Raw genomic sequence first — 18,703 nt, 5'->3', positions numbered from 1 at the left:
TACGGGACAGCCCTAGGTCTCCCGGCACGGGGCGCGTACATCTTTATCCGGATGTACGGACCGTACGTCGGCTGAGACCATGACGGCCATGGTCCACGCCCGCTCAGACGCCCCCGAATCCCTCATACCCGCACCCGCCAAGAGCGCCCGCACCTGGCTGGTGGTGCTCACCGCGTGTGCCGGGCAGTTCCTCGTCGTGCTCGACGTGTCCGTCGTCAACGTCGCGCTGCCCTCGATGCGCGCCGACCTCGGGCTCTCCACGATCGGGCTCCAGTGGGTGCTCAACGCGTACTCCATCGCCTTCGCCGGGTTCATGCTGCTCGGCGGCCGGGCCGCGGACATCTTCGGCCGCAAGCGCACCTTCCTCGTCGGACTCGGCCTGTTCACCGCCGCGTCCCTCGCGGGCGGACTCGCCCAGGAGGGCTGGCAGTTGCTCGCCGCCCGGGCGGTGCAGGGGCTGGGCGCGGCCGTGCTCGCCCCGGCGACCCTGACCATCGTGACGGCCGCCGTGCCGCCGGGCCCCGCCCGCACCCGGGCGATCGGCACCTGGTCGGCGGTGGGAGCCGCGGGTGGCGCCGCCGGCGGTCTCGTCGGGGGAGTCCTCACCGATCTGCTGTCCTGGCGCTGGGTGTTGCTGATCAATGTGCCGGTCGGTGCGCTGGTGCTGCTGGGGGCGGCCGTCTGGCTGACCGAGAGCAGGAACGGGGCGGGCCGCCGCCTCGACCTGCCGGGCGCGGTCCTCGTCACGGGTGGCCTGGCCTCGGTGGCGTACGGCATCGTGCAGACGGAGGAGTCGGGCTGGACCGCTTCCGCCACTCTGCTGCCCCTGCTCGGCGGCCTGGCACTCCTCGGGCTCTTCGTCGCCGTCGAGGCGCGGACCAAGGCTCCGCTGATGCCGCTGAAGGTGTTCCGCTCCCGGGCGGTCTCGGCCGCCAACGTGACCATGATGGTGTGCGGTTCGGCGTCCTTCTCCATGTGGTTCTTCATGACGGTGTACGCGCAGAACGTGCTGGGGTACACCCCGCTCGAAGCGGGCCTCGCGCTGATCCCCAGCTCGGTGAGCGTGATCGTCGGCTCCAAGCTCGCGCCCCGCTTCATGGCGCGGGCGGGAGCCACCAACGTCGCCGTCATCGGTGCGCTGATCGCCGCGACCGGCTTCGGCTGGCAGTCCACGATGACCGCCGACGGCGGCTATCTGACCTCGATCCTCGGACCCGGCATCCTGATGATGACGGGTGTCGGCCTCGCGGCGACCCCGCTCGCCGCCCTGGCCACCGCCGGTGCCGAGCCGGCGGACGCCGGTCTGGTCTCGGGCCTGATCAACACCTCGCGCACGATGGGCGGCGCACTGGGTCTCGCCGTGCTGTCCACGGTCGCGGCGGCACGCACCGGGGGAGGCACCGGCCCGGGTGAGCTGGCCGCCGGATACGCGCTCGCCTTCCGTACGGGAGCGGGGGTGCTGGTGACCGGAGCGGTGCTGATGCTGCTCCTGCTGCCGCGCCGGGTGGAGCCGTAGAGCGGCCGTCAACGCCCGCCGGAGTACGAGCAGCCCCGGCACTCCGGGGAGTTCACAGCCAGCCCTGCCGGCGTGCCGCCCGGACCGCTTCCATGCGGTTGCGGGTGCCCGTCTTGCCGATCGCGGACGAGAGGTAGTTGCGTACGGTCGACTCCGACAGATGCAGGGTGCCCGCGATGTCGGCGACGGTCGCACCGTCCACCGACGCGTTGAGCACGTCCTGCTCCCGCGCGGTGAGCGGATTGGGCCCCGCGCTCAGCGCGGCGGCGGCGAGCACCGGATCGATGACGGTCTCCCCGGTCAGCGCCCGGCGGATCGCCGACGCCAGTTCCTCCACCGGCCCGTCCTTGACGAGGAAGCCCGCCGCCCCGGCCTCCATCGCCCGGCGCAGATAGCCGGGCCGCGCGAACGTCGTCAGGATCAGCACCCTGCAGTCGGGCACCTCGTCCCGCAGATCCGCCGCCGCGTCGAGGCCGCTGCGACCGGGCAACTCGATGTCCAGCAGCGCCACATCGGGCCGCCACTCCAGCGCCGCCCGGACGATCTCGTCGCCGCGGCCGACCTGGGCCACCACGTTCAGGTCCGGCTCCATGCCCAGCAGCAGTGCGAGAGCGCCCCGCAGCATGCCCTGGTCCTCGGCGAGAAGCACGCGGACGGACTTGGACGGACGGTGGTCCCGCGGCATCTCTTCCACTCCGTCATCGTATGTCCGACCAGCGCGAACGCCTCCTGTGCGACGCACCCGGCCCCCGGGCGTGGACACAGCGGGCCTGCCCGTGGACGTGGCCGTAGCGGTCCTGCCCCTGGACGCGGCACGGGTCAGAGCGCGGGTGCCGGGCTGTCGTCCTGCACCGGGAGCCGGGCGCGGACGCGGAAACCCCCACCGGTCGGGCCAGCCTCCAGGGTGCCGCCCACCGCGGCCAGGCGTTCGGCGAGCCCCCTGAGCCCGGTGCCCTCCGTCTCCGCGAGTGTGTCGACGGGAGCCCCGATGCCGTCGTCGGCGATCGTCAGCTCGACCCGCTCCGCCGCGGTCGTGAGGGTGATCTCGCAGGTGGTCGCGCCGCTGTGGCGTACCGCGTTGGTCACCGCCTCGCGCACCACCCAGCCGAGCAGCACCGCGGTCTCCGGTTCCGGCGGCGGCCCCGACCGGCGCACCACCGCCTCGACGCCGGCCGCGCTCAGCACCGAACGGGCCCGGTCCAGTTCGGCTCCGAAGCTGCCCCGGCGATAGCCCGTCACCGCCTCGCGGATCTCGGTCAGCGCCTGGCGACCCACCGACTCGATGTCCGAGATCTGCGCCAGCGCCGCGTCCATGTCCCGTGACCCCAGCCGCCTCGCGGCCTCGGACTTCACCACGATCACCGACAGCGTGTGGCCGAGCAGATCGTGCAGATCGCGGGAGAAGCGCAGCCGTTCCTTCTCGACCGCGGTGCGGGCCAGTTCCTGCCGGGTGTCGCGCAGTTCCCGCACCGTCTCGGACAGGGCCAGGATCGCCGCGGTCACCATCCCGGAGATGAGGGTGCCGTACGCGACGCTGATCGCGCCCCAGCCGTCCCGCAGCCCCGCCACCAGACCGGCGGCGACCGTCAGCGCGAGGACCACCACGCCGACCCGGGGGCCGCGCATCACGGCGCCCGTCGCCAGGCCCAGCAGCGGGAAGAAGTACAGCCACTCGCCGCCGTAGCCCCCCGCCAGGGCGAAGGTGACCGCGGCGAGCGCGAGAAGCAGCAGACGGGTCGTCGTCGTCTCCCGCGCCCTGCGGTCGAAGGCGCGGAAGACGAGGGCGATGTAGAGCGAGTTGAAGATCAGCACTCCGATGGCGCCGATCCAGGGATTGGGCGTCTCGCCGCGTACGAGATTGGCGATGGCGCCCATCCCCATCAGCAGCCAGGGCAGCATCGTGAATCCGCTCGGCGGACCGATGCCGTCCCGCGCCGGTCCGCACCTCTGTGACGGCCGCCGCTTCCGGAGGCCGATCCTGTGGCGTGTGCCGCACTCGCCGTCCGCTGTCTTCGTCATACGGACGACGCTACGGAGAGGACGCGCTTCTCGGCAGACACAGGTGTACGGACCCGGCGGTGACAAATGTCCCGGGCGCGGGCGCGGATGCCGGCCGAACGCGGATGCCGGCCGAGCGGACCGAGTCGCGTCCCGGACCGAGCGCCGCCCCGCCCCGACCCGGACCGAGCGCCGCCCCGCCCCGACCCGGAACGAGCCCAGCCCCCACCCGGACCCGAGCCCCCACCCGGACCGACAGCGACCGCGGCGGCACCCTCCCCAGTCGCCCCGTACCCGTTCCTGACTACCCGTCAATTCCCTTCACCGGTCTGGTGTCCGCGCTCTTCACATGTCCTGTGGCCTGCGTTATACATAGGGGCCACCGGCCCTAGAACGCGTTCTAGAACGGGGCGCCGGGCCGGTCCCACGCGACCTCGGTGCGGCCGACGGTGCGGACGGCCGTGCCGAGGTCTTCCCCTCCCCAAGGAGCCAGAGCCTCATGCCCATCGATCCCGCAAAGGCCGTCGCCGCGGAGCCCCGCAGCGCCGAGATCAGCTGGGACCGCAAGGACGTCCAGCTCTACCACCTCGGCATCGGCGCCGGCCTTCCCGCGACCGACCCCGCCGAGCTGCGCTACACCCTGGAGTCGAGGCTGCACGTCCTGCCGAGCTTCGCCACCGTCGCGGGCGCGGGCAAGGGTGTCGTCGGCGGGCTCACCGGACCTGGACTCGACATCGACCTTGCGTCCGTCCTGCACGGCGGACAGACCGTCCGGCTGCACCGGCCGATTCCGCCCGGCGGGACGGCCCTCTCCACGACACGGGTCGCCGCCGTGTACGACAAGGGCAAGGCGGCGGTCCTCGTACTGCGCACCGAGGCGGCCGACGACGACGGCCCGCTGTGGACGAACGACTCACAGATCTTCGTACGCGGCGAAGGCGGCTTCGGCGGCGACAGAGGACCCTCGTCCCGCACCGAACTCCCCGCGCGGGATGCGGACAAGACCGTGGAGAAGCGGATCCGCGAGGACCAGGCCCTGCTCTACCGCCTGTCCGGCGACCTCAACCCCCTGCACGCGGACCCGGAGTTCGCCGCCCGCGCCGGATTCGACCGCCCCATCCTGCACGGCCTGTGCTCGTACGGCATGACGCTCAAGGCCGTCGTCGACACCCTGCTCGACGGGGACGTGACCCGGGTCCGCTCGTACACCACTCGCTTCGCCGGGATCGTCTTCCCCGGCGAGACCCTGCGCATCAGGATGTGGCGCCGCACCGAGGGCACCGAAGGCATCGGGGTGTCGGTCACGGCCGTCGAGCGCGACGACGCTCCCGTACTGGCCGACACCACCGTCGAGCACGACTGACCGGACACGACACGAACCGAGGGAGCCGCACCGTGCGCGCAGCCGTACTGCACGAGACAGGGCAGGACAAGCTCGAAGTACTCGACGACGTCGAGGCGGTGGGCTTCGGCCCCGGCAAGGTCAGGATCCGGATCCGGGCCACCGGGCTCTGCCACTCCGACATCTCCGCGATGAACGGCGTCCTGCCGCAGCCCGCGCCGTTCGTCCCCGGCCACGAGGGCGCCGGCGAGATCATCGACGTCGGCGACGGGGTGGGCGGGCTGAAGCAGGGCGACCGGGTGCTGCTGTGCTGGCTGCCCGCCTGCGGCATCTGTCCCTCCTGCAAGCGCGGGCAGACCGAACTGTGCCTCGCGGGCTTCCTGAACGCGGGCACCCCCAACTTCAAGCGTCCCGGCGGCGATGTCTTCGGCTTCGCGGGGACCGGCACCTTCACCGAGGAGGTCGTCGTCGACGCGGCCTGCGCGGTGCCGATACCCGACGACGTGCCGTTCGACATCGCCGCGCTGATCGGCTGCGGAGTGACCACCGGACTCGGCGCCGCTATCAACACCGCCGATGTGGAGGCCGGTTCGTCGGTCGCCGTCATCGGCTGCGGCGGTGTCGGCATCTCCGCCATCCAGGGCGCTCGGCTCAAGGGGGCGGCGCAGATCGTCGCCGTCGACCCGGTCGCCACCCGTCGCGAGGCGGCCCTCAGGTTCGGCGCCACGGAAGCGGTCTCGCCCGACGAACTCGGCGACGCCAAGCAGCGGATCACCGCGGGCGAGGGCTTCGACTACGTCTTCGAGGTCGTCGGCAAGTCGGCCACCGCACGCACGGCCTACGAGACGACCCGGCGCGGCGGCACCCTGTGCATCGTCGGCGCGGGCGCCATGGACGACTTCCTCCAGCTCAACATGTTCGAGCTGTTCTTCGACGAGAAGCGCATCCTGCCGTCCATGTACGGCGGCGGGGACGTGCTCACCTCCTACGAGCGGGCGATCGCGCTGTGGCGGGCGGGCCGCATCGACCTCGAAGGGCTGATCACCCACCGGGTGCCGCTCGCGGAGATCAACGACGCACTGGCCCAGATGCGTACCGGTGAGGCGCTGCGCACCTGCATCGAGATCTGACACCGCCGGTACCCCCTACGGGAAAGGAACCCGATGTCTCTGCCACTCGACGGCCTGTCCGCGATCGTCACCGGGGCGGCCCGCGGGCTCGGCCGCGCGGAGGCGCTCGAACTGGCCCGCCTCGGCGCGGGCGTCGTCGTCAACGACTACGGACGCCCGGGCCGGGACGGCTCCGGTGAGGCCTCCGCGACCCCCGCGGAGGAGGTCGCGGAGGAGATCCGTGCGGCGGGCGGTTCGGCCGTCGCGCACCACGGCGACATCGCCGACTTCGACCGGGCCCGCGAGCTGGTCGACCTGGCCGTCGCCACCTACGGAAAGCTGGACATCCTGGTCAACAACGCGGGCATCCTGCGGGACCGGATGATCTTCTCGATGTCCGAGGGCGAATGGGACTCGGTGATCCGCGTCCATCTCAAGGGTCACTTCAACATGACCCACTTCGCCTCGGTCCACTGGCGTACACGCTCCAAGTCCGCCGGTGCGCCGGTCTACGGACGGATCGTCAACACCTCCTCGGAGGCGTTCCTCGCGGGCTCCGCGGGCCAGCCGAACTATGCGGCGGCCAAGGGGGGCGTCGTCGGTCTGACGACGTCGTCGGCACTGGCCCTCGCCAAGTACGGGGTCACGGCGAACGCGATCTGCCCGCGGGCCAGGACTCGCATGACCCAGGACGTCTTCGCGGGCTTCGAGGAGCCGAGGGACGGCGGGCTCGACCCGCTGGCGCCGGAGCATGTGGCACCGCTGGTCGGCTATCTCGCCTCACCGGCGGCCGCGGGGGTCAGCGGTCAGCTGCTCGTCGTGCACGGCGGGATGGTGGCGGTCGTGGAACGCCCCAAGGTCTCGGCGCAGTTCGACACCGCGAAGGAGAGCTTCAGCTTCGACGAACTGGACGCCTTGCTGACGCCGTTCTACGCGGACCGCAGCGCGCACGAGACGTTCGCGGCGTCGGAGGTGCTGGGCCTCAAACGCGGACGGGGCGGCCAGAACCTGTCCTGAGGTGTTCCGTCCGGGCAAGGGTGTCCGGCCGGATGCCGTGCTCGTACGCCGGCGGGGACGCGGCCCCGCCGGCGCGCGGGCACGAGGGGCGCGGGCCCCGGAGCATCAGTTCGTGCGGCCGTCCGGCTCGGGGCGGCGGTGCTTGCCGTGCGCGGGCGACGCGTAGTCCTCCGTGCGCGCCGCACCCCCTCGGTGCTTACCGGCACCCCCTGCCTCCGCCTCCTGCGGACGCGCGTCGGTGGTGTCGGTTCGGGCTTCAGACATGTGGGAAATTCCCCCGTTGAGATCGTCGACATACGTGTCCGGCCGGTGCGGTGTCACCCGCACCGGCGGCAGAGTTTATCCAGGGCCCAGTCGGCCGGTGAGAGGCGCCTGCTGCAAAGGAACCGGCTTGCACACAGCGGGAGTCCCGGAGCCCCCGGACGGTTCCCCACCTGCGTGTTCCGCTTGTGCCGGTTCGGTGACCGTCTCGTGCGCGAAGACCTCCGAAGCGTCGATCCGCGCCAGCGCGCAGGCCACGGTCCCGGTCGTGTACGGGAGTTGCAGCACCCCCTCCCGGCTCCACATTCCCGAGCCCGCCAGCCACCCGTCCGGCGCGGCCAGTTGATGCAGCCGGCGGCCCGCGGGACGCCAGATGCCGAGCCAGCTCCCCGCCGCGCCGTCGACGCGCAGCCCCACCGCACAGCTCTCCGGCACCAGCACCTGTCCGGGCTGCACGGCGAAGGGCGTCACCGCGCAGTCGGCGAGCCGCAGGCACTCCGGGAACCGCACCGGGCGCAGGCTGCCGAGCACACCCCATCCCAGCCGGTCGTGCCCCGCCGCGTCGGACCGGATGAGCAGCAGTCCGCTGTCCGGGTCCGCCAGCAGCAGCCGGTCGTTGCTGTCCTCCGTGATCTGGAGCAGTGGTGTCACCTCGCCGCCGCGCTCCAGGTCCACCGCGACCGCCTTCACCGGCGCCCCGGACTGCTGCCGGTCCAGCGCGAGCATCCGTCCCGTACGGTCCAGCCACACACCGCCGGTGCAGCGGCCCGGCACGTCGGTGACATGCTCCGGGCCGAAGGCGCCGCCCGCCACCAGCCAGATCGCGGTCGAGTGCTCACCGGGCGCGAGGGCATAGGCGCGGCTGCCGTCCGGCGACGGCGGAAGCATCGTCAGCTCGTCCGTCTCCACACCGCCGAGCGGCAGCTCGCCCGTCCCGGGACCGGTCGGGTACAGCAGCGAGAAGGCGTGCCGGTCCTCCACCCGCCGCCGGATGAGCACCCGCCCGTCGCTCAGCGGGTGCACGTCCGTGTCGCGTTCCTCGGGCTGGTCCAGGGGCAGCGGCACGGCGTAGGGCTCGGGACCGTCGAGCGTCCAGCGCTCGGGGTACAGGGCCTCTCCCTCGCCGGCCAGCCGGGCCGCGTAGGAACCGTCCACCGCGATCGTGATTCCCGTACTCCCCACCGCACCGTCCTCCGGAGCGGTCTCGATGGCACAGGCTGTCATCGGCACTTCACCTCCGGTAACGACGCTAAGTTTCGTACGTCCTGCCGAACAACGCGAGCTCTCTGTCTTCACACATAAGGGTGTTGATGCAACGGTTCTCCTGAGGTGGGCGAGGTGAGTGTGCTCGGCAGGTACCCCGGCGGTGCGGGGGGAGCCGATGGCACCCGCGGAAACGGCCGTGCTTAAAGTCAGGCATCCCTGAGTACCGGATCTGGAGCACCTCATGTCCCTACGCCGCCGCGGCACAGCCGCAGCCATCGCCTGCGCCGCCGCGCTCACCCTCGCCGCCTGCGGAAGCGGTGACACCGCGGGGAGCCCGTCCGGCAAGGCCGACGCCGACGGCAAGAAGGCCGTCGCCCAGGGCGGCAAGGGCTTCGGCGACGCCGCGGCGAAGACCGCCGCGATGGGGACGGACGCGAAGCCGGGCCAGTTCCCGCGCACCATCACCCACGCCCTCGGAAAGACCGAGCTCAAGGCCGCTCCCCAGCGCGTCGTGGTCCTCGATGTCGGCGAGCTCGACAACGTTGCCTCGCTGGGCGTCAAGCCCGTCGGCTACGCGCCCACCGAGGGCGACGAGGGCATCCCGGCCTACCTCGCGAAGGTGGCGGGCAAGCCCGCGAACGTGGGCACGATCAACAGCCTCAACCTGGAGGCGATCGCGGCCCTCAAGCCCGATCTGATCCTCGGCAGCCAGCTGCGCGCCGCCGACAAGTACAAGGAGCTCTCGCAGATCGCTCCGACCGTCTTCTCCATCCGCCCGGGCTTCACCTGGAAGGAGAACTACCTCCTCAACGCCGCGGCGCTGGACAGGACGGCCGCCGCGAAGGAGAAGCTCGCCGCGTACGAGAAGAAGGCCGATCTGCTCGGCACCGACATCGGCGCGACCAAGCCGACCGTCTCGATGGTCCGCTACATGCCCGGCAAGATCCGGCTGTACGCCCAGGCGTCCTTCATCGGCACGATCCTGAAGGACACCGGACTGCCGCGGCCGAAGAACCAGCAGATCGATGATCTCGCCGTCGAGATCAGCCCCGAGAAGATCGACGACGCCGACGCCGACTGGATCTTCACCGGGGTCTACGGAGACCCGAAGACGACCAAGCGGGACACCGCCCGGTCGAACCCGCTGTGGAAGAACCTCGAAGCGGTCAAGGCCGGCCGGGCCAAGGACGTACCGGACGAGACGTGGTATCTCGGTCTCGGTGTGACCGCCGCCGACCGCGTGCTGGACGATCTGCGCGGCTTCCTCGTCCCGTAGGTCCCGTCCCGGACGGGGCCCGGGAGCATCGTGGCCGGATGCCCAGGCCGGCGGGGCGCCGAGCGCGGGTAACCTGTTTCCGTGCCCCGTCTGTCTGAAGTCATCACCGCGCTCGACGTCCTCTGGCCTCCCGAGCGCGCGGAGGAGTGGGACGCGGTCGGTACGGTCTGCGGCGACCCCGGTGCGGAGGTCCGACGCGTGCTGTTCGCCGTCGACCCCGTCCAGGCGGTCGCCGACGAGGCGACCGAGCTCGGCGCCCAGCTGATCGTCACCCATCACCCGCTCTATCTGCGCGGGACCACGACGGTGGCGGCCGGCCATTTCAAGGGCCGGGTCGTGCACACGCTGATCAAGAACGACATCGCGCTGCACGTCGCGCACACCAACGCGGACACCGCCGACCCCGGTGTCTCCGACGCCCTCGCGGGCGCGCTCGACCTCCGCGTCGTCGGGCCCCTGGTGCCGGACCCGACAGATGCCTCGGGCCGCCGCGGCCTCGGCCGCATCTGCGAACTGGACCAGCCCGAGACGCTCGGCGCGTTCGCCGAACGGGCGGCCAAGAGGCTGCCCGGCACCGCCCAGGGCATCCGCGTCGCCGGCGACCCGGACGCGACCGTGCGTACGGTCGCGGTGAGCGGCGGTTCCGGCGACGGCCTCTTCGACGCCGTCCGCGCCGCGGGCGTGGACGTCTTCCTCACCTCCGACCTCCGTCACCACCCGGTGTCCGAGGCCACCCAGCAGTCCCCTCTCGGACTGGTGGACGCCGCGCACTGGGCCACCGAGTGGCCGTGGTGCGAGCAGGCGGCCGCCCAGCTCGACGAGATCTCCGACCGGCACGGCTGGGACCTGCGGGTCCACGTGTCGCGCACGGTCACCGATCCCTGGACCTCCCAACACTCTTCTCCTGGAGCCCCCAACTGAACGCCGCGCCCGCCGACCAGATCCGACTCCTCGACGTCCAGGCCCTCGACGCCCGTCTGTCGCGGCTCGCGCACCGGCGCAAGTCGCTCCCCGAGCACGCCGAGATCGAGTCGCTCACCAAGGACCTCACGCAGCTGCGCGACCTGCTGGTCGCCGCGCAGACCGAGGAGAGCGACACCTCCCGCGAGCAGACCAAGGCGGAGCAGGACGTCGACCAGGTCCGCCAGCGTGCCGTCCGTGACCAGCAGCGCCTGGACTCGGGCGCGGTCACCTCGCCCAAGGACCTGGAGAACCTCCAGCGCGAGATCGTCTCCCTCGCCAAGCGCCAGGGCGACCTGGAGGACGTCGTCCTCGAGGTCATGGAGCGCCGGGAGTCCGCGCAGGAACGTGTCGCCGAACTGACCGAGCGGGTCTCCTCCGTCCAGGCCAAGGCCGACGACGCGACCGCACGCCGGGACGCGGCCGAGCAGGAACTCGACGCCGAGACCGCGACACTGACCAAGGAGCGCGAGCTCCTGTCGGCCACCGTGCCCGCCGACCTGCTCAAGCTGTACGAGAAGCTCCGCGTCCAGCAGGGCGGGGTGGGCGCGGCCCGCCTCTTCCAGCGCCGCTGCGAAGGCTGCCAGCTCGAACTGAACATCACCGAGGTCAACGAGGTGCGCGCCGCGTCCCCCGACACGGTGCTGCGCTGCGAGAACTGCCGCCGCATCCTGGTCCGCACCTCCGAGTCGGGTCTCTGATGCCGCGGTTCGTCGTCGAGGCGGACGGTGGCTCACGGGGCAACCCCGGCCCGGCGGGCTACGGCGCCGTCGTCATCGACGCCGCCAGCGGTGAGACGCTCGCCGAGGCGGCCGAGTACATCGGTGTCGCGACGAACAACGTCGCCGAGTACAAGGGCCTGGTCGCCGGACTGAAGGCCGCGTACGCCCTCGCGCCCGACGCCTCCGTGCACGTCCGGATGGACTCCAAGCTGGTCGTCGAGCAGATGTCCGGGCGCTGGAAGATCAAGCACCCCGACATGAAGCCGCTGGCCGCCCAGGCGGCCAAGGTCTTCCCCGCCTCCCAGGTGACGTACGAGTGGATCCCGCGCGAGAAGAACAAGCACGCGGACCGGCTCGCCAACGAGGCGATGGACGCGGGCAAGCAGGGCAAACAGTGGGAACCCTCCCGCTCCACCGCCGAGTTCACCACCCGTGACGACACGGCGGCCCGGGTCGTCGGTGACGCGACGGCGGGTGCCGCGAAGGCGCGTGCCGCGCTGTCCGGCGGCGGCCGGGGAGATGCCGGGCTCCTCCCGGGCACCGAGAACGCCGGCGAGTCCGGTCCGACGGCCGAGAAGCCCGCCTCGCAGGGCTGGGGCGCCGACCTCGGCACCCCCACCACCTTCGTCCTGCTGCGCCATGGCGAGACCGCTCTCACGCCGGAGAAGCGCTTCTCCGGCAGCGGCGACCACGAGCTCTCGCCCGCCGGCCTGCGCCAGGCCGAAGCGGCCGCCGCGTCCCTCGCCGCCCGCGGCACGATCCAGGAGATCGTCAGCTCCCCGCTGAAGCGCTGCCGGCAGACCGCGGAGGCCGTCGCGGCCCGGCTCGGCCTCGACGTCCGTATCGAGGACGGCCTGCGCGAGACGGACTTCGGCGCCTGGGAGGGACTCACCTTCGGTGAGGTCCAGGAGCGCTACGGCGACGACCTCACGGCCTGGCTCGCCTCGGCGAAGGTGGCCCCGACCGGCGGCGGTGAGAGTTTCGCGACCGTCGCACGCCGGGTCGCCGCGACCCGCGACACGATGCTGACGCAGTCGGGGGGCCGCACGGTCCTGGTGGTCACCCATGTCACCCCGATCAAGACGCTGGTCCGGCTGGCGCTGGGCGCACCGCCGGAGTCCCTGTTCCGGATGGAGCTCTCGGCGGCGTCCCTGTCGGCGGTGGCCTACTACGCGGACGGCAACGCGTCCCTGCGGCTGCTGAACGACACCTCCCACCTGCGCGGGTGACCTGGCAACTCACCGGCGACGTCGAGGAGTTCCAGCGGGTCGCGGGTCCGTACCTGGCGGCCGACCCCGTCGGCACCACCGCGCTGATCACCGTCAGCGAGACGGTCCGGCGGCACGGCCCGTCGGTGTACGGGGCCGGCGGCCCGCCGCCCCGCTTCGGCTGGTGGCGGGAGGATCCCTCGGCCCCCGTCGAGGCCGCCTTCGTCCAGACCCCGCCGCACGCACCGATGTTCGGGAGCATCGACCCGGAGCACGCCCGGTCGCTGGCCCGGGTGCTGCGGGCGGCGGGCGACGAGACGCCGGTCAGCGGGGTGAAGGGCGCGGACGGCGGAGCGCAGGCGTTCGCCGACGCGTGGGCCGGACCCGGCTCCTGGTCGGTCGTCGTCCGGCTGCGGCTGTTCCGGCTGGGGGAGCTGACCCCGCCCGAGCCGCCCGGCCGTGCCCGGCGGGCGTGCGCCGGTGATGTGCCGCTGGTCGCTGCCTGGATGCGCGGTTTCGCCGCCGACATCGGCGGTGACGCGGACGCCGATCAGACGGCCAACGCCGCCCGGCGGATCGCCGACGGCTGTCTGTGGCTGTGGGAGGTGCAGGGCCTGCCCGTCTCCATGGCGTCCCGTTCCCCGGTGCTGGTCGGCCAGTCGCGCGTCTCGCCCGTCTACACGCCGGACGGTTTCCGCGGCCGGGGCTACGCCGGAGCCGTGACCGCGGCGGTCAGCCGGGCGGCCGTCGCGGACGGGGCCGAACTGGTCCTGCTCTTCGCCGATACGGACAACCCGACGAGCAGCGCCCTCTATCAGCGCCTCGGCTACCGGCCCGTCCAGGACTACGTCGACCTGGCGTTCACCTAGGTCGCGTCCGCACGGTCTCGTCCGGCGCGCGACGCCGAGCTCCCCCGTGGCCCTTCGGGAACGGTAGGTGCCCCCACGCTGCCTTGCCGATGCGCCCGCTCAGCTCCACCACGAGGGCGGACCGGCGCCTTGCGCTCGCACGCACCGGACGCCGCGAACCCCGCCCTCCGGGCGGACGACGACACTGTGCGGACCCTGAGCTGTGCGGACCCTGCGCCCTCAGCCGCGCAGCGCGGCCGCCCCGGCGGCCAGTTCCTCGACGCGGCCCCAGTCCTTCGCGGCGAGCGCGTCCGCCGGGAGCATCCATGTGCCGCCCACACAGCCGACGTTCGGCAGCGCCAGATAGGAGGGCGCCGAGGCGAGCGAGATGCCTCCGGTCGGGCAGAAGCGGGCCTGCGGAAGCGGCCCGGCGAGGGACCGCAGATAGGCCGTCCCGCCGGCGGCCTCGGCCGGGAAGAACTTCATCTCGTCGACCCCGCGCTCCAGCAGCGCCACCACCTCCGAGGTGGTGGAGACGCCCGGCAGGAACGGCACACCCGAGCGCTGCATCGCCTCCAGCAGCGTCGGCGTCCAGCCCGGGCTCACCAGGAACCGGGCCCCGGCCGCCATTGCCGCGTCCACACCGTGTGCGGAGATCACCGTCCCCGCGCCGACGACCGCGTCCGGCACCTCGTCGGCGATCGCGCGGATGGCGTCCGGCGCGGCGGGCGTCCGCAGCGTCACCTCGATCGTGGGCAGTCCGCCCGACACGAGCGCCCGTGCGAGCGGTACGGCATCGGCGGCGTTCTCGATCACGACGACGGGAACGACGGGCGCGAGGTCCAGCAGGGAGGTCATGCCGCCATCCTGCCCCGACGCCCGCACTCTGCGCAACGAGCGTTGCGCAGAGTGCAACGCGGGGGGTTGCGGCTCAGTGGATCTGCGTGACCACCACGTCCAGCGACCATGGCCGGCCCGCCCGGGCGGGAGGCTCGGCCTCCACCACGTAACCCAGGTCCCGCAGCGCCTCCACCAGCTCGCCGGGACCCTTCGGCCTGGCACCCGTCACCAGCAGGTCCCGCACCAGCCGGCCCTTCGTGGCCTTGTTGAAGTGACTGACCACCGACCGCTTCTCGACCCCGTCGACCAGCTGCGAGTGCAGCACCCGGACCGTCGCGGTACGCCCGGCCACCTCGCCCTTCGGCTTCCAGGCCGCCGCGTACGCGGACGAGCGCAGATCGAGGACGAGACCGCTGCCCGCCACCTCCGGCAGCACGGAGTCCATGGGTGTGCGCCAGTGCGTCCCGAGCGCGCCGAGCCCCGGCAGCTTCACGCCCATCGAGCAGCGGTACGGGGGAATCCGGTCGCCGATCCGCACCGCGCCCCACAGCCCCGAGAACACCAGCAGCGACGCGCGCGCCCGGCGCCGGGCGTCCGGCTCCAGCGTCCCGAGCCCCAGGGCGTCGTACAGCACACCGGTGTAGAGCTCGCCCGCCGGCCGGGCTCCCGCGGTCCTCAGCTGCACATTCTTCGCGATCTCACCGCGCAGGCCCTCGCTCAGCCCGAGGACCTCCCGCGCCTTGTCCTCGTCGGCCGCGCACAGCTCGACGAGCTCGTCCAGCACCGCGGCGCGGGCGTCGGCCAGACCGGGCAGCGACAGCGACTCGGGCTTCAGCGGAGCCCCGCGACCGGAAGCGGCCTTACCTTCCGACGGCGGCAACAGCACGAGCACGGCAAGTCTCCTTCGTACGTACGGGGGCGGGGGGTGCGGCCCCCGCGCCAGCCTACGGTCATCCGGGGTGCCGTCCGTCGCCCGCCGCCATACGCTCGGTCCATGCCCCGCCGCCCTCTGCACACCACCGGCGCAGCCGAGGCTCCGCTGCGGGCCGCACTGCGCGAGCTGCGCATCACTCTCGGCGTCCCGGGCGAGTTCCCGCCCGAGGTGCTCGCGGAGGCGGAGTCGGCCGCCGCGGCGCCCGCGCTGCCGGACACCGACGCGACCGACCTCCCGCTGTTCACCGTCGACCCCCCGGACTCGGCCGACCTGGACCAGGCGATGCATCTCGCCCGGCGGCGCGACGGTTTCCGCGTGCACTACGCCATCGCCGACGTCGCCGCCTTCGTGAAGCCCGGCGGCGCGCTCGACACGGAGGCGCACCGTCGCGTCCAGACCCTGTACTTCCCCGACGGGAAGGTGCCGCTGCACCCGGCCGTACTCTCCGAGGGCGCGGCCAGCCTGCTGCCCGGCCGGAGCGTGCCCGCGCTGCTGTGGCGGATCGATCTCGACGCCGAGGGCCGTACCGTCGCCACCGACCTGCGCAGGGCGCTCGTCCGCAGCCGGGCGAAGCTGGACTACGAGGGGGCGCAGCGGCAGATCGACGACGGCACCGCCGAGGAGCCTCTCGCGCTGCTGAAGACCGTCGGCCTGCTGCGCGAGGAGCTGGAACGCGAGCGCGGCGGGATCTCCCTCGGCGTCCCCGAGCAGGAGATCACCGAGCGGAACGGCACCTACTTCCTCCACTACCGCGCCCCGCGGCCGGCCGACGGCTGGAACGCCCAGATCTCCCTGCTCACCGGCATGGCCGCCGCCGACCTCATGACCGCGTCCGGCACCGGCATCCTGCGCACCCTGCCCACCGCACCCGACGGCGCGGTGGCACGGCTGCGCCGCTCCGCGAGGGCCCTGCACATCGACTGGCCCCACCATGTCTCGTACGCCGACGTCGTACGGTCCCTCGACCCGGGCAACGCCTCGCACGCGGCCTTTCTGCACGAGTGCACCACCCTGCTGCGCGGCGCCGGCTACACCGTCTTCAACGGCGGCGAACTGCCCGCGCACGCCGTCCACGCGGCCGTCGCCGCCGCCTACACGCACTGCACCGCACCACTGCGCAGACTCGTGGACCGCTACGCCGGCGAGCTGTGTCTGGCCATCAGCGCCGGGCAGGGCGTGCCGGAGTGGGTGCTCGCCGCGCTGGACGACCTCCCCCGGGAGATGGCGGACGGCGGGCGGCGGGCCAACACCGTGGAGCGTGAGTGCGTCGACATCATCGAGGCGGCCCTGCTGAAGGACCGGATCGGCGAGGTCTTCGAGGGTGTCGTGGTGGACGTGAAGGAGCACGAACCGGCCGTCGGCACCGTCCAGGTGGAGGAGCCGGCGGTGGTGGCCAGGGTCGAGGGCGGCGGCCCGCTGCCGCTGGGCGAGCGGCTGCGGGTGCGGCTCATCCAGGCGGAACCGGGCTCGGCGAAGGTGCAGTTCGCTCCTGCGCAGGCCTGAGCGCGGCGACCAGCGCCCTGGGATCGTCGGCGTTGAACCGGACGGTGTGCGCGGTGCCGACCCTGCCGAGCGGCCGGACGAAGGTGACGGGCGCGGCCAGCTGCACGGTCACGGTCGTCTGCCCGCCGACGGCCAGTTCCAGTGTGCCGTCGTCGCGCGCCGTGCCCCGACTGCCGTCCGGACAGCGGCGGTCGACGCCGGCCCGGACGATCTGCTCCGCGGGAATCCGCAGGTCGAACAGGGCCCCGTAGCGGATGCGCAGCGATCCGTCCGCCTCCACCACATGCGGCCGGGTGACACAGGCCGCGTGGAAACCGGTCAGCTGGACCACGCCGTAGACATCGATAAACAGCGTGATGGCATGCACCAGCGGCCAGGGGATCAGCACCGCCAGGGCCACCGTCTCGACGATCGCCACGAAGAGGAATCCGTAGAGCATCGCGGTCTGGGGCTCGGTGTACTTGGCGGTGTACGCGGCCGTCCGCACCCCGTGCCGGCGGCGCAGCACCCAGAGCGCCAGGCTGTGCAGGGCGCGCACCTCGTGCACGGCCAGACGGCGGAGAACGGTGGCGGATCTCATCGCAGCTCCTCGGCACGGGCGGAAAGGGTGGCCAGCATCTGCCGTACGACGGCGGCCTGCGCGGGCGAGAAGTCAGCGAGGAACGCCTCGCCGAACGACCCCTTGCTCTCCTCGAAGCCCTCGCCGCTCTCGTTCATCAGCGCGATCAACTCGTCCGGCATACAGGCGGCGAGCTCCTCGCCGAGCGGCCGGACGCGTGGGTCGTCACCGTCCGCGTCGGCGAGTTCGTCGAGGCGTTCGTACAACTCCTGGACCCGGGCGGAGAATTCGGGGTCGTCCGCGAGCGGTTGCAGCGCGGTGAACAGGCGGTCCCGGTCCTTCGGCTCCACCATCGAGTCCAGCAGCGCCAGATGGGCCCGGTCCTTGGCGGCGGCGGGGGAGTCGCTCGCGGTGAGCGAGCCGAGCAGCCGGGCCAGTTCGGGGGAGACCGGCCCCTCCGCGGGCAGGGTGCCGTCCTTCGCCTGCCGGATCAGCTCGGCGAGGCGGGCGCGCCGCTCGGCGATGGCGCTCTCCTGCTGCGCCAGATCGGCGTCGAGTTCCGCCAGCACCTCGGCGAGTTCGCGGCCGGCGTCGTCGGCGAGCACGTCGCGGACCTCGGCCAGCCCGAGACCGAGCTCGGTGAGCCGGCGGACACGGGCGAGCAGCACGGCGTGCTGGAGCCCGTAGTCGCGGTAGCCGTTGGGCCGGCGTTCGGGCTCGGGCAGCAGGCCGAGATGGTGGTAGTGGCGGACGGTACGGGGGGTGACGCCGGCGAGTGCGGCGATCTCTCCGATCCTCATGCGGCCAGTAGAAACCATGACGTTGCGGCAGGGTCAAGACGCGCCCGCGCGGCCCTGTCCGCCGGCTTCGGGGACGGGTCCCGGGGCGGCCCGCGGTCCGGGCCGCCGGCTCCACGGCGTTCCCGTCCGCCGGTGCCGGGTAGCATGGTCGGCACGGCAGACGAGCCGGGCGGACGGCCGCGTGGGGATCCTCGGATCCTCCCGAGGAACGTCCGGGCTCCACAGGGCAAGGTGGTGGCTAACGGCCACCCGGGGTGACCCGCGGGACAGTGCCACAGAAAACAGACCGCCGGGGACCTCGGTCCTCGGTAAGGGTGAAACGGTGGTGTAAGAGACCACCAGTGCCCAGGGTGACCTGGGCAGCTAGGTAAACCCCACCTGGAGCAAGGTCAAGAGGGAGCGCCTGTAGCGATACGAGGTGCTCCTGCGCGGACGTTCGAGGGCTGCCCGCCCGAGTCCGCGGGTAGACCGCACGAGGCCGGCGGCAACGCCGGCCCTAGATGGATGGCCGTCGCCCCGACGACCGCGAGGTCCCGGGGCACAGAACCCGGCGTACAGCTCGGCTCGTCTGCCGCCTCCGCGGGGGGAGCTGCGACGAGCGAAG

General features: G+C 72.6%; 18 protein-coding genes and 1 other RNA gene. 11 read left to right on the top strand and 8 right to left on the bottom strand.

Going from position 1 to position 18,703, the window contains the following annotated elements; translation table 11 throughout:
- The first annotated feature begins 88 nt into the window (after positions 1-88).
- Positions 89-1,516, top strand: coding sequence for an MFS transporter (locus tag OHA05_RS10365; RefSeq protein WP_328863362.1), 1,428 nt, complete (start codon positions 89-91; stop codon positions 1,514-1,516).
- Positions 1,517-1,568: 52 nt separating this feature from the next.
- Here OHA05_RS10365 and OHA05_RS10360 read toward each other — a convergent pair whose 3' ends face one another.
- A complete protein-coding gene (locus tag OHA05_RS10360) occupies positions 1,569-2,201 on the bottom strand; it encodes a response regulator transcription factor (protein ID WP_328863361.1) in 633 nt (210 codons plus the stop codon).
- 134 nt (positions 2,202-2,335) lie between these two features.
- Positions 2,336-3,535, bottom strand: coding sequence for a sensor histidine kinase (locus tag OHA05_RS10355; protein WP_328860385.1), 1,200 nt, complete (start codon positions 3,533-3,535; stop codon positions 2,336-2,338).
- Positions 3,536-4,013: 478 nt separating this feature from the next.
- Between OHA05_RS10355 and OHA05_RS10350 the strand changes: the two genes are divergently transcribed.
- Genes OHA05_RS10350 through OHA05_RS10340 form a run of 3 tightly spaced genes read left to right on the top strand, consistent with a single transcriptional unit; the run spans position 4,014 to position 6,982 of the window.
- Entirely contained in the window at positions 4,014-4,877 is an 864-nt protein-coding gene (locus OHA05_RS10350; protein ID WP_328860384.1) for a MaoC/PaaZ C-terminal domain-containing protein, read from the top strand.
- Between the two features lie 32 nt (positions 4,878-4,909).
- A complete protein-coding gene (locus tag OHA05_RS10345) occupies positions 4,910-5,986 on the top strand; it encodes a Zn-dependent alcohol dehydrogenase (RefSeq protein WP_313946630.1) in 1,077 nt (358 codons plus the stop codon).
- A gap of 33 nt (positions 5,987-6,019) precedes the next feature.
- On the top strand, positions 6,020-6,982 hold the full coding sequence (locus OHA05_RS10340; RefSeq protein ID WP_313946631.1) for a 3-oxoacyl-ACP reductase: 963 nt from the start codon (positions 6,020-6,022) through the stop codon (positions 6,980-6,982).
- Positions 6,983-7,087: 105 nt separating this feature from the next.
- On the opposite strand, the gene OHA05_RS10335 is transcribed toward OHA05_RS10340, so the two are convergent.
- Both OHA05_RS10335 and OHA05_RS10330 read right to left on the bottom strand, forming a co-directional pair.
- Positions 7,088-7,246, bottom strand: a complete 159-nt coding sequence (locus OHA05_RS10335; RefSeq protein ID WP_313946632.1) for a hypothetical protein — start codon at positions 7,244-7,246, stop codon at positions 7,088-7,090.
- Between the two features lie 75 nt (positions 7,247-7,321).
- Positions 7,322-8,467 (bottom strand): hypothetical protein, encoded by a 1,146-nt coding sequence (locus tag OHA05_RS10330; RefSeq protein ID WP_313946633.1) that lies wholly within the window; start codon positions 8,465-8,467, stop codon positions 7,322-7,324.
- A gap of 223 nt (positions 8,468-8,690) precedes the next feature.
- On the opposite strand from OHA05_RS10330, the gene OHA05_RS10325 reads away from it, so the two are divergent.
- The 5 genes from OHA05_RS10325 to OHA05_RS10305 all read left to right on the top strand — a co-directional run bounded on the left by OHA05_RS10325 (position 8,691) and on the right by OHA05_RS10305 (position 13,484).
- Positions 8,691-9,725 (top strand): ABC transporter substrate-binding protein, encoded by a 1,035-nt coding sequence (locus tag OHA05_RS10325; protein ID WP_328860383.1) that lies wholly within the window; start codon positions 8,691-8,693, stop codon positions 9,723-9,725.
- 81 nt (positions 9,726-9,806) lie between these two features.
- Entirely contained in the window at positions 9,807-10,646 is an 840-nt protein-coding gene (locus OHA05_RS10320) for a Nif3-like dinuclear metal center hexameric protein (protein ID WP_328860382.1), read from the top strand.
- A complete protein-coding gene (locus OHA05_RS10315; RefSeq protein WP_328863360.1) occupies positions 10,643-11,386 on the top strand; it encodes a zinc ribbon domain-containing protein in 744 nt (247 codons plus the stop codon). The genes OHA05_RS10320 and OHA05_RS10315 overlap by 4 nt, the downstream gene beginning before the upstream one ends.
- Entirely contained in the window at positions 11,386-12,636 is a 1,251-nt protein-coding gene (locus OHA05_RS10310; protein WP_313946636.1) for a bifunctional RNase H/acid phosphatase, read from the top strand. The genes OHA05_RS10315 and OHA05_RS10310 overlap by 1 nt, the downstream gene beginning before the upstream one ends.
- Positions 12,633-13,484 carry a GNAT family N-acetyltransferase gene (locus tag OHA05_RS10305; protein WP_328860381.1) on the top strand — a complete coding sequence of 284 codons (852 nt, stop codon included), beginning with the start codon at positions 12,633-12,635 and terminating at the stop codon, positions 13,482-13,484. Before OHA05_RS10310 ends, OHA05_RS10305 begins: the two co-directional genes overlap by 4 nt.
- A 219-nt stretch (positions 13,485-13,703) precedes the next feature.
- On the opposite strand, the gene eda is transcribed toward OHA05_RS10305, so the two are convergent.
- On the bottom strand, positions 13,704-14,321 hold the full coding sequence (gene eda, locus OHA05_RS10300; protein WP_328860380.1) for a bifunctional 4-hydroxy-2-oxoglutarate aldolase/2-dehydro-3-deoxy-phosphogluconate aldolase: 618 nt from the start codon (positions 14,319-14,321) through the stop codon (positions 13,704-13,706).
- Positions 14,322-14,394: 73 nt separating this feature from the next.
- A complete protein-coding gene (yaaA, locus tag OHA05_RS10295; RefSeq protein ID WP_328860379.1) occupies positions 14,395-15,195 on the bottom strand; it encodes a peroxide stress protein YaaA in 801 nt (266 codons plus the stop codon).
- Between the two features lie 102 nt (positions 15,196-15,297).
- Between yaaA and OHA05_RS10290 the strand changes: the two genes are divergently transcribed.
- Positions 15,298-16,740 (top strand): RNB domain-containing ribonuclease, encoded by a 1,443-nt coding sequence (locus OHA05_RS10290; RefSeq protein ID WP_328860378.1) that lies wholly within the window; start codon positions 15,298-15,300, stop codon positions 16,738-16,740.
- On the opposite strand, the gene OHA05_RS10285 is transcribed toward OHA05_RS10290, so the two are convergent.
- Together OHA05_RS10285 and OHA05_RS10280 are read right to left on the bottom strand one after the other, a co-directional pair.
- Positions 16,685-17,320 carry a hypothetical protein gene (locus OHA05_RS10285; RefSeq protein WP_328860377.1) on the bottom strand — a complete coding sequence of 212 codons (636 nt, stop codon included), beginning with the start codon at positions 17,318-17,320 and terminating at the stop codon, positions 16,685-16,687. The two genes, OHA05_RS10290 and OHA05_RS10285, sit on opposite strands and share 56 nt — an antisense overlap.
- On the bottom strand, positions 17,317-18,099 hold the full coding sequence (locus tag OHA05_RS10280; RefSeq protein ID WP_328860376.1) for a MerR family transcriptional regulator: 783 nt from the start codon (positions 18,097-18,099) through the stop codon (positions 17,317-17,319). The genes OHA05_RS10285 and OHA05_RS10280 overlap by 4 nt, the downstream gene beginning before the upstream one ends.
- Before the next feature lie 161 nt (positions 18,100-18,260).
- Here OHA05_RS10280 and rnpB point away from each other — a divergent pair.
- An RNA gene (gene rnpB / locus OHA05_RS10275) (RNase P RNA component class A) lies at positions 18,261-18,670 on the top strand.
- The last annotated feature ends 33 nt before the right edge of the window (positions 18,671-18,703 follow it).

The sequence above is a fragment of the Streptomyces sp. NBC_00306 genome, assembly GCF_036169555.1.
Taxonomy (GTDB): domain Bacteria; phylum Actinomycetota; class Actinomycetes; order Streptomycetales; family Streptomycetaceae; genus Streptomyces; species Streptomyces achmelvichensis.
Note: the sequence above shows the minus strand (reverse complement) of the source record. Positions and strands in the feature narration are given on the sequence as shown.

Coding starts and splice junctions, on each gene's coding strand:
- OHA05_RS10365 (WP_328863362.1), top strand. CDS start 89: ATGGTCCACGCCCGCTCAGACGCCCCCGAATCCCTCATACCCGCACCC.
- OHA05_RS10360 (WP_328863361.1), bottom strand. CDS start 2,201: ATGCCGCGGGACCACCGTCCGTCCAAGTCCGTCCGCGTGCTTCTCGCC.
- OHA05_RS10355 (WP_328860385.1), bottom strand. CDS start 3,535: ATGACGAAGACAGCGGACGGCGAGTGCGGCACACGCCACAGGATCGGC.
- OHA05_RS10350 (WP_328860384.1), top strand. CDS start 4,014: ATGCCCATCGATCCCGCAAAGGCCGTCGCCGCGGAGCCCCGCAGCGCC.
- OHA05_RS10340 (WP_313946631.1), top strand. CDS start 6,020: ATGTCTCTGCCACTCGACGGCCTGTCCGCGATCGTCACCGGGGCGGCC.
- OHA05_RS10335 (WP_313946632.1), bottom strand. CDS start 7,246: ATGTCTGAAGCCCGAACCGACACCACCGACGCGCGTCCGCAGGAGGCG.
- OHA05_RS10330 (WP_313946633.1), bottom strand. CDS start 8,467: ATGACAGCCTGTGCCATCGAGACCGCTCCGGAGGACGGTGCGGTGGGG.
- OHA05_RS10325 (WP_328860383.1), top strand. CDS start 8,691: ATGTCCCTACGCCGCCGCGGCACAGCCGCAGCCATCGCCTGCGCCGCC.
- OHA05_RS10310 (WP_313946636.1), top strand. CDS start 11,386: ATGCCGCGGTTCGTCGTCGAGGCGGACGGTGGCTCACGGGGCAACCCC.
- eda (WP_328860380.1), bottom strand. CDS start 14,321: ATGACCTCCCTGCTGGACCTCGCGCCCGTCGTTCCCGTCGTCGTGATC.
- OHA05_RS10290 (WP_328860378.1), top strand. CDS start 15,298: ATGCCCCGCCGCCCTCTGCACACCACCGGCGCAGCCGAGGCTCCGCTG.
- OHA05_RS10285 (WP_328860377.1), bottom strand. CDS start 17,320: ATGAGATCCGCCACCGTTCTCCGCCGTCTGGCCGTGCACGAGGTGCGC.
- OHA05_RS10280 (WP_328860376.1), bottom strand. CDS start 18,099: ATGAGGATCGGAGAGATCGCCGCACTCGCCGGCGTCACCCCCCGTACC.